Source organism: Oceanobacillus luteolus, from assembly GCF_023715655.1.
In the GTDB taxonomy this organism is placed as follows: Bacteria; Bacillota; Bacilli; order Bacillales; family Amphibacillaceae; genus Oceanobacillus; species Oceanobacillus luteolus.
Genome location: NZ_JAMBON010000037.1, coordinates 24,707 through 33,770, shown reverse-complemented (window position 1 = coordinate 33,770; position 9,064 = coordinate 24,707). Strand labels below are relative to the sequence as shown.

General features: G+C 39.1%; 10 protein-coding genes. 6 read left to right on the top strand and 4 right to left on the bottom strand.

Going from position 1 to position 9,064, the window contains the following annotated elements; genetic code table 11:
* Window positions 1–161: 161 nt before the first annotated feature.
* Window positions 162–1,172, bottom strand: coding sequence for an LCP family protein (locus M3210_RS16285; protein ID WP_251516589.1), 1,011 nt, complete (start codon window positions 1,170–1,172; stop codon window positions 162–164).
* 164 nt (window positions 1,173–1,336) lie between these two features.
* On the bottom strand, window positions 1,337–2,311 hold the full coding sequence (locus M3210_RS16280; protein ID WP_251516588.1) for an LCP family protein: 975 nt from the start codon (window positions 2,309–2,311) through the stop codon (window positions 1,337–1,339).
* 249 nt (window positions 2,312–2,560) lie between these two features.
* Here M3210_RS16280 and wecB point away from each other — a divergent pair, with 249 nt between their 5' ends.
* From wecB to nagB, 6 genes are all read left to right on the top strand, one after another.
* On the top strand, window positions 2,561–3,676 hold the full coding sequence (gene wecB / locus M3210_RS16275; protein ID WP_251516587.1) for a non-hydrolyzing UDP-N-acetylglucosamine 2-epimerase: 1,116 nt from the start codon (window positions 2,561–2,563) through the stop codon (window positions 3,674–3,676).
* A gap of 458 nt (window positions 3,677–4,134) precedes the next feature.
* Window positions 4,135–5,355, top strand: coding sequence for a nucleotide sugar dehydrogenase (locus M3210_RS16270; protein ID WP_251516585.1), 1,221 nt, complete (start codon window positions 4,135–4,137; stop codon window positions 5,353–5,355).
* A gap of 102 nt (window positions 5,356–5,457) precedes the next feature.
* A complete protein-coding gene (locus M3210_RS16265) occupies window positions 5,458–5,682 on the top strand; it encodes a DUF1659 domain-containing protein (protein WP_251516583.1) in 225 nt (74 codons plus the stop codon).
* 37 nt (window positions 5,683–5,719) lie between these two features.
* Window positions 5,720–5,935: a DUF2922 domain-containing protein gene (locus M3210_RS16260; protein ID WP_251516581.1), complete on the top strand. Its 216-nt coding sequence runs from the start codon at window positions 5,720–5,722 to the stop codon at window positions 5,933–5,935.
* 86 nt (window positions 5,936–6,021) lie between these two features.
* Entirely contained in the window at window positions 6,022–6,156 is a 135-nt protein-coding gene (locus tag M3210_RS16255; RefSeq protein ID WP_251516590.1) for a YvrJ family protein, read from the top strand.
* Window positions 6,157–6,387: 231 nt separating this feature from the next.
* Window positions 6,388–7,113 carry a glucosamine-6-phosphate deaminase gene (nagB, locus tag M3210_RS16250; RefSeq protein WP_251516579.1) on the top strand — a complete coding sequence of 242 codons (726 nt, stop codon included), beginning with the start codon at window positions 6,388–6,390 and terminating at the stop codon, window positions 7,111–7,113.
* Between the two features lie 101 nt (window positions 7,114–7,214).
* On the opposite strand, the gene M3210_RS16245 is transcribed toward nagB, so the two are convergent.
* Window positions 7,215–7,595, bottom strand: coding sequence for a hypothetical protein (locus tag M3210_RS16245; protein ID WP_251516577.1), 381 nt, complete (start codon window positions 7,593–7,595; stop codon window positions 7,215–7,217).
* Window positions 7,596–7,744: 149 nt separating this feature from the next.
* Window positions 7,745–8,845 (bottom strand): C40 family peptidase, encoded by a 1,101-nt coding sequence (locus M3210_RS16240; RefSeq protein WP_285853854.1) that lies wholly within the window; start codon window positions 8,843–8,845, stop codon window positions 7,745–7,747.
* Window positions 8,846–9,064: the final 219 nt, after the last annotated feature.

The window sequence follows — 9,064 nt, the reverse complement described above, 5'->3', positions numbered from 1 at the left end:
CACCGCCAACAACCCCAATCTAAAGACCGATAATGATAAATTTGACTCAAAAAAGGATCCTAGCAAAGTTTTGATTGCTTGGATCCTTTTTAATTACTGTTTTCGGCTAGTTATGTCCCAGCCTCTTCTTTTTTTATTATGCTAGACAAGTTAGGTGTCATTTAATACCCAGAAACCTGCTCATAGCTCTCTGTACTATCAGTGAAACTTGTAATCTCTAAATGGTCTTTCAATTCAGCTCGAAGCTCATGTAATGACTCTTCCTCTGGAATTTGGTAGCTTACACCATTAATTCGCGTGGGATAAGTTTCCACATTAAGCTTTTCAATATTGCTCGTTCTGAAATTAGAATACTTCTTGACAAATGCAAGTCCTTCTGAAACTCGTAAGTTTGTTTCTACATTATTTCCAACTTCTTGAACGAGGTCATCCACTTTAGAAATGGTACCTAGAGATAAGGTTTTATCGATAATCGCTTCAATAACTTCCTGTTGTCGTTCATTCCGGCCAATGTCACCACGCGGATCAGACATACGCATTCTCGCGTAAGCTAAAGCATGTCTCCCGTCGAGCTCCATTTCACCTTCATAGAATTGTAATTTCTCAGCTTTACGATCATCACTGTTTTGCTCAAAGTTAAATGGAACATCTACGGTGACTCCACCTAAAATATCGATTATGTTTTTAAACGCATCGAAGTTTACCGTTGCATAATAATCTATTGGAATATCGAGGAAATTCTCGACTGTTTCTATCGTCATTTTTTTGCCGCCATAGGCATGGGCATGGTTTATTTTGTCCTCGTGTCCGCGTCCGGCAATTTCTACCAGCGTATCACGTGGGATACTGACTAATTTTAGATTTTCATCATCTGGATTGAATGTAGCGACCATCAACGTATCTGTTCTGCCGTGGTCTCCTTCAGATTGATAGTCCTCAATCCCCATCAATAATACGGAAACGGGGTCATTACTAATCGAAACTGCTTCCTCACGGAGGTCTGATTTTTCTCGACCTAAATCGTCATATGATTCACTGGCAGCTTGCATTGTTTGGACCGCCAGATATCCGCCAATGCCAACGACACCTATCAATAAAAGTAAAACGACAAAAAGAAATACCCGTAGGCGTCTTACTTTTTTTCGTTTTCTTCTTACTAATCGTTTACTCATGTTATAAACTCCTTTAGAAGGTTATCCTCATAATTATAAAGTCAAATTATAAATATTGCAATCTCATATTTTTGCACCATCTATCATTATAGACGATAAATATTATGAGAAGGTTACAACTAAAATACAAGTTTCGTAGATTATGTGTAAAAACTGTGGTTGAGTTAATAAGAGTAGTTTTCCTGTTGTTCGTATGGTTCCAAATCCAAATGATTCTGCAGTGTTTCCTGAACTTTCCGTCTGCTTGCTTCATCCACTTGGAAATACCAGCCACCATCATTCATATATCCACCTTCACCTTCCAAATTGACTGTATCAATTTGAATATTGCCGTGAACACCATAGGATAAAAATCCACGAATCTCATTCATCGTTAAGTTCGTTTGTAAATTGGATCCGATAGCTTGTATGACATCATCTAGGTTGAACAATGAGGAAACGGAAGTGGCTTCTTCCACAATGGTTTTAATAATCTCTTGCTGTCTTTTTCCACGTTCAATATCATTATCATATTTACGGGTCCTTGCGAGAGCTAATGCTTCTTCTCCATTCAGATGCTGATACCCTGGATATAAATGAATGGAATCCCGATGGTTGCCGGAATTAGGCTCAGAAATTTCATATGGGACATCATACCAAATCCCACCGACAGATTCGACCAAATCAACAAATGCTTTAAAGTTCACACGTACATAATAATCGATCGGTACATGAAAAAAATCTTCAACTGTTTCAATCGTAGCCCGAGGTCCCCCATAGGCGTGGGCATGGTTTATTTTTGTCGAATATCCCACTTCCGGAATATACACGTAAGAATCCCGGGGGATGCTAAGGAGTTTCACGTTATTTTCGTCTTTGTTGAACGTTCCAAGAAGTAATGCGTCAGAGCGGCTATTTTCGTTTGCGCTTTCATCATGACTATCGACACCGATGAAAAGCACAGATACATGGTCGTTGACAGGATCCACTTGTTTATCTCGAAGAGCGGATGTCTCATTTTCCCTACCTACATCTTCATGGGCATCTGTAACAACTTTATTAGCCTGGTTATAAATATATGCCGCATATCCAACTGCACTTACAAGCAGAGCACCAATAATGACAAGAATCGTGATAACTATTTTCTTTCTTTTAGTCATGTATTTACCCCTTTTGACATTCTACAACCATTCTACCCTTAATTAGAGGTCGAGTATAGTCCAATGAAGTGGTTTTTTCTATAAAATTATTTTTCATCTTTATTACATTTAGATTCGATTTGTAATCATGATAACTTTTTATATGTATGATGAATATCTTGTGTTTAACTAAACTCTTCATGTATGATACATTTATAATTGTAAACTTATATGAAAAGAATATACCAAAATAATTGGAGTGAAAATATAATGAAGAAACCAATTCGCGTCATGAATATTTTCGGAACAAGACCAGAAGCAATTAAAATGGCACCACTTGTTCTTGAACTGAAAAAACGCCCTGAAGAATTTGAAGCAATTGTAACAGTAACGGCTCAGCATAGAGAAATGCTGGATCAAGTATTAGAGATTTTTGGAATTACACCTGACTTTGATTTAAACATCATGAAAAAGCAGCAATCCCTTGCGCAAATTACGACACGTGCTCTAGAAGGGCTTGATGAAGTAATGAAAAAAGTGCAGCCGGATATCGTACTTGTCCATGGGGATACGAGCACGACTTTTGTAGCCGGATTAGCTGCATTCTATAACCAAATTGCAATTGGCCACGTAGAAGCTGGGCTTCGTACATGGGATAAATATTCCCCATACCCGGAAGAAATGAACCGTCAGCTTACTGGTGTTATGGCTGACTTGCATTTTTCACCAACAGAGAAGGCGAAGCAAAATCTGTTGAATGAAAATAAAGCAGAGGACACAATCTCTGTAACAGGTAACACAGCGATCGATGCTCTAAAAACTACTGTCGACGAAAATTATTCTCACCCAATTTTAGATGAGATTGGCGACAATCGCTTAGTATTAATGACAGCTCACCGCAGAGAAAACCTTGGTGAAAACATGAATCAAATGTTCCGTGCGATCCGCCGTTTAGTGGATACACATGAAGACATCCATGTTGTCTATCCAGTCCACTTGAATCCAGTTGTTCAAGAGACTGCGAACAGAATTTTAGGTGATAGCGACCGAATTCGATTAATTGAACCACTTGATGTGGTAGACTTCCACAACTTCGCTGCCCGTTCGTATCTTATCTTAACGGATTCTGGCGGAGTTCAAGAGGAAGCACCTTCACTTGGTGTTCCGGTATTAGTGTTACGTGACACGACTGAGCGTCCGGAAGGGATTGAAGCAGGTACATTGAAGCTTGTAGGAACAGATGAAGAAGTTATCTTTGAAGAGGCAAATACATTGCTGACTGACAAAGAAGCACATGATAAAATGGCGAAAGCATCCAATCCTTATGGTGATGGAGAAGCTTCCCGTCGAATCGCCGATGCGATTGTAGAGTATTTCAATAAGTAATGGAATGGAGGACTGGAGTTATTTATCTCCAGTTAAGAAAAAGCGAACCAGAGGTAGAACTACTGGTTCGCTTTTTTGGATTAGATTTTGTTTTATGTTTTCCGCATCTAACACATGTATCAGTATAGTAGTTATATTTATGTTTCTTAAGTATTTTACAAATTACGGCTTGTATATTCACTTGGCAACTCTTATATGTAGTAATGAATTATACTATCAACAATATCATTAAGAGATTACAGCCGGGTTACTAATCATTTAATAGCTGGTGTTAGTTACATTACAGAGAGCATAAAACTCAGGGAAAATAGCTGCTCCCTTTATCATAAAGGGCAAACAGCAGTCCTTTTACTAGCATTCTTATATGACTTGTTTGTGAAGTTATTCACAAATAACAATTTTTGTTGTAAAATAATATCGAAATACAAAAATCTCTTTACTAAGAAGGAGTCATGAATATGATAAATATTATAGGTTTAGGTTATATCGGCCTTCCGACAGCATTAATGTTTGCGAAAAGTGGAGTGAAAATTGTTGGGACCGATAATAATCCAGAGCTAGTGGAATCTTTACATAATAATAAACTGACATTCGAGGAAAAAGGGTTACAGGAACTATTCGAACAAGCAGTAGCAAATGGCATTACGTTTACAACGGAATATCAAAAAACAGATACTTACATCATCACTGTACCTACACCATATGACAACGTCACGAAGAAGATTGATCCATCTTACATTATCTCTTCACTCAATACCGTGATGGACGTTTGTGAGAAAGGTGCAACGGTTGTTATTGAATCCACCGTTTCACCAGGTACGATTGATAAATTTGTCCGACCAGAGATTGAAAAACGTGGGTACATACTTGGAGAGGATCTCCATCTTGTCCATGCCCCGGAACGAATTATTCCTGGTAATATGGTTTATGAACTGGAGCATAATTCAAGAACAATCGGTGCAGATGATACCAAAATTGGAGAATCTGTAAAAGAATTGTATGCAAGCTTCTGTAAAGGTGAAATTGTCGTCACCGATATCCGTTCAGCAGAAATGTCGAAAGTAGTGGAGAATACGTATCGTGACATCAACATCGCGTTTGCCAATGAGTTGGCAAAAATTTGCCGTTCTGATGATATGGATGTATATGAAATTATTCGGATTGCCAATAAGCACCCGCGAGTAAATATATTACAACCAGGTCCTGGTGTAGGTGGACATTGTATTTCTGTAGACCCATGGTTCCTTGTTGGGGATTATCCTGATTTAACGAAAATAATATTGACGGCAAGGGAAATCAATGACTCGATGCCGGAACATGTATTAATGCGCATTCGTGATATCATGCATGAACATGGACTCAAGAATATGTCGAAGGTTGGCCTTTATGGATTGACCTACAAAGAAAACGTAGATGATACAAGGGAAAGCCCAACACTACAATTGCTTGAAAAAATGGATGAGCAATTAATCTCTGGTGTGAAATCATATGATCCGTTCTTACAGAAACAGATGGTTGATAACCAATACACCAACTTCCAAGACTTCTTAGATGACATTGAAGTGGTAGTTATTATGGTTGCACATGATCATATAAAAGAAAACTTAGACCTAATCAAAGACAAGCATATTCTCGATACAAAAAATATTTGTGATGTTGAAACAGCATATAAATTATGATGGATTGGCTAATCAGGGAAATTCCTTGATTAGCTTTTTTAAAATTCTCACCCCCAACTTTGCGTTCCTTTCGATTATAGAGGTGAAAGGGAGGTGAGCCACATGCCATACCAAGACTTAACACAGTCCACGCTGCAACTTGTTCTCTTGACTGGTGTCGACCCGGAATCTGGAGACGCAGTTTACAAGACGAAGAGTTTCACGAATGTGAAGCCAAGTGCGACTGCTGAACAATTGTACGAAACTGCAGTTGCATTTGAAGGTTTACAGCAACATCTTGTCACAGAAATCAACCGTCGTGACAAGTCAGAAATCCTTCTATCGTAAGCTAGCACCGACCATGTAAATAGAAAGGGGGAGAAACATGAAGAGGCTAGAGATGCGATTTGAAAACCAAGAGGGGAAAATCGTAACCTATACACTGGATGACCCGGTTGATCCAATCGACCACAATGCTGTCAACGCTGCAATGGATGTGGTGATTGCTCAAAATGCATTTACTTCGAACGGTGGCGATTTAGTTGCCAAACGAAGCGCACGTGTCATAGAACAACAAATCGAAGAAATTGAAATCAACTAATTGGGTTTCCAAACAAGCCCCCGATTATCCCGGTTACCGCGGGGTGATCGGGGGTTTTGTTACACCCAAAAAAGGAGGGACGTCTCATGGATGCCTGGTATTCGTTTATCGCAGAAGTCGGCTTTCCGATTGCGGTGACTTTTTACTTGCTCCACCGTATAGAAGGCAAGCTCAACCAGCTGATCGACTCGATTCACCAGCTGCCAGAGAAGATGAAATGAACGCATGAGGATAATAAAAAGAATATCATCTAATACGAATACCCTTTCTTACATGAAAGGGTCATTTTTTTACACAATATTCCTTAATTCTACTAGTCAAATAAAAAAGAATCAGGTAAAATTAGAAAGTGTTTTTTCAGTCTGGGTATAATATATATCATATATCGCCATATTTGGATATAATAAAAACAATGATATTACTTAAACCCATCCTTTAAGGAGGAATAAGAAATGGAATTTATTAAAGTAAAAGACTTTAAAGAAATGAGTATGAAGGCCGCAGAAGTGATAGCCGACCGCGTAAAGGAATCCGAAAAACCAGTATTGGGTCTTGCAACCGGCTCTACTCCGGAAGGGTTATATAAGATTTTAGTCGAAAAATATAAACAAGGTGAAATTGACTTTTCAAAGACGGTCACTTTCAACCTCGACGAATATATCGGGTTGCCGGATGATGACCCGCAAAGCTACCATTATTTTATGAATGAAAATCTATTCAAACACATCAACATACCTGCTGAAAATACCCATGTACCAAGTGGAATGGCAGAAGATGTGCAACAAGAGTGCCGTGATTATGAATCATTAATTCAAAGTACCGGTAAAATCGACCTCCAAATTTTAGGAATTGGTAAAAACGGTCATATCGGATTTAATGAACCAGGAACAGCTTTTGACAGCAGAACACATATCGTCGATTTGGATGAAACAACGATACAAGCGAATGCCCGTTTCTTCGATTCGATTGATGACGTTCCAACAAAGGCGATCACGATGGGAATTGGTACCATTCTTGAAAGCAAAGAAATCCTCATGATCATCTCTGGTGAAGGTAAACGTGAAGCGGTAACGAAGCTTCTTCAAGGTGAAATCAGTAAAGATTTCCCAGCATCCGCTCTACACAAGCACCCGAATACTACTGTCATTATTGACGAAGCCGCTTGGGGAGATAATTAAATAACAAAAGGGCTAATGATGAATGCGGACTCCGTTTTTCCGAGACTGCATCATACATTAGCCCTTTTATTTTTGGTTACAGACTGCACTCCAATCAAAATCTAAACCTGCTTGACTTGCAACACCCTTGAATACTGCCTAACAATCATGTCCTCCAGTTGTTCCCCTCGAATAAGTCCAAGTTCTATCGCTGCATGGATCTTCGTCTTATCCGGACGCCTTACCGTCTCAATCAAGTCTTCCATTTGCAAATCTTCTAATAACTGTACAGTCCGCTCCTCATCATACTTTTCAGTTTTCCTGATCTGCCTTTTCAGCTGATAGCCAGCTTCTACAAACTCTCCAGCTCGATTCTCTCCAACAGATTCATCAAGAAGCTGATTAAACTCCTTCTTCAATTCACCTAGTTCCAAATCAATTTCCTTCTTCATTTCCAGCAGGTTATAAAAACGTTCCAGCTTGTCCACATGAATTTTTTCCATTTCACATGCCCCCTGTATCATTCTATTGATGAGATGGGGGAATTATTCTTTTAAATTGATGAGTTAGTAAAAGTAAACGATTCATATATATCAGCTCGCTTTTACAAATAAAATAGCCTCCCATATAGGGAGGCTGCAAATCTCATATTTTAATAAAAACGTTTATAGCTATCGAAATGTTTCTTCCAATAAGAATTATCCAAGCTCGTAATCGTTACGCCAGTTGAAGATCCTGCATGGATGAACTGGTTATTCCCGATATAGATCCCCATATGGGAAATACCGGATTTATACGTGCCGGAGAAGAACACTAAGTCTCCCACTTCAGGGGTGTTCACATAGAACGAACGGTCGAAATAACCTTGAGTGGAAAGTCGGCTGATGTTCATGCCTGCTTTGTTATATGCATAATAAATGAATCCACTACAGTCGAATCCTTTCGATGTCGTTCCTCCCCAAGCGTAAGGTACACCGATTTGACTACGTGCTTCACTGATCAGCTTGTCCACGTCATAGCCCGCATTGGCAGTTTGCTTGCTTCCACTGCTGCTGGAGCTTGAGCTTCCTGACTTAGCAGTGCTTTTCGATCCGTTAATGTTCAACTTCTGTCCGATTAAAATCAAATCAGATTTCAAATTGTTCCACTGTTTAAGGTTTGAAACCGTAACACCGTGATTCGATGCGATACGGGAAAGGGTGTCACCAGACTTTACCGTATATACTGTAGCGCTTGACACTTGCTGTTTATTGGATGAGCTGGATGAGCTCGATTTAGAACTACTACTTGAAGATTTTCCAGAACTCTTGCCAGGATCACTTACAACAAAGACATTACCAGGGAAAATCAATGTCGTATCCAAGTTGTTCCACTTCATTAAGTTCTGCAGTGAGATATTATGTCTGGAAGCAATCCCACTTAATGTATCGCCAGCCTTAACGGTATATGTACTTCCCGAAGAAGATGATCCATTCTTTGAACTGCTAGACTTGCTACTGCTGGATGATGAAGATTTCGAGCTCGATGTAGAACCAGCTGTTTGCAATACTTGATTCGGATAAATGATATCCGAGGATAAGTTATTTACGGACTTTAGTTGAGATACCGTAGTTCCATACTTTTGTGCGATGGACCATAGTGAATCTCCACGCTGCACTTTATGTGAGGATGCCTCTGCTTCCTGTGCTCCGAATATTGCAGCTGCAATTGCAGCTGATGCTGTTACTGACATGACTACTTTCTTGTTAGCCAAAATAATATCCCCCTTAAGATGTAATAATAGATTATCAGTCATTTCGACTAAAATAGATTAGAAGAATTGGTTTGGTGAAAAAGTTACTAGTAGTAGCAAAGTGCGATAGTATATAAGAAGAATATGGATGAAATGCTAGTAATCTACTATATTTACCAACATTATATCGCAAAATGACAATAGAAGAATGAGATTAACTGATTTGTAATCTCTTTGTAA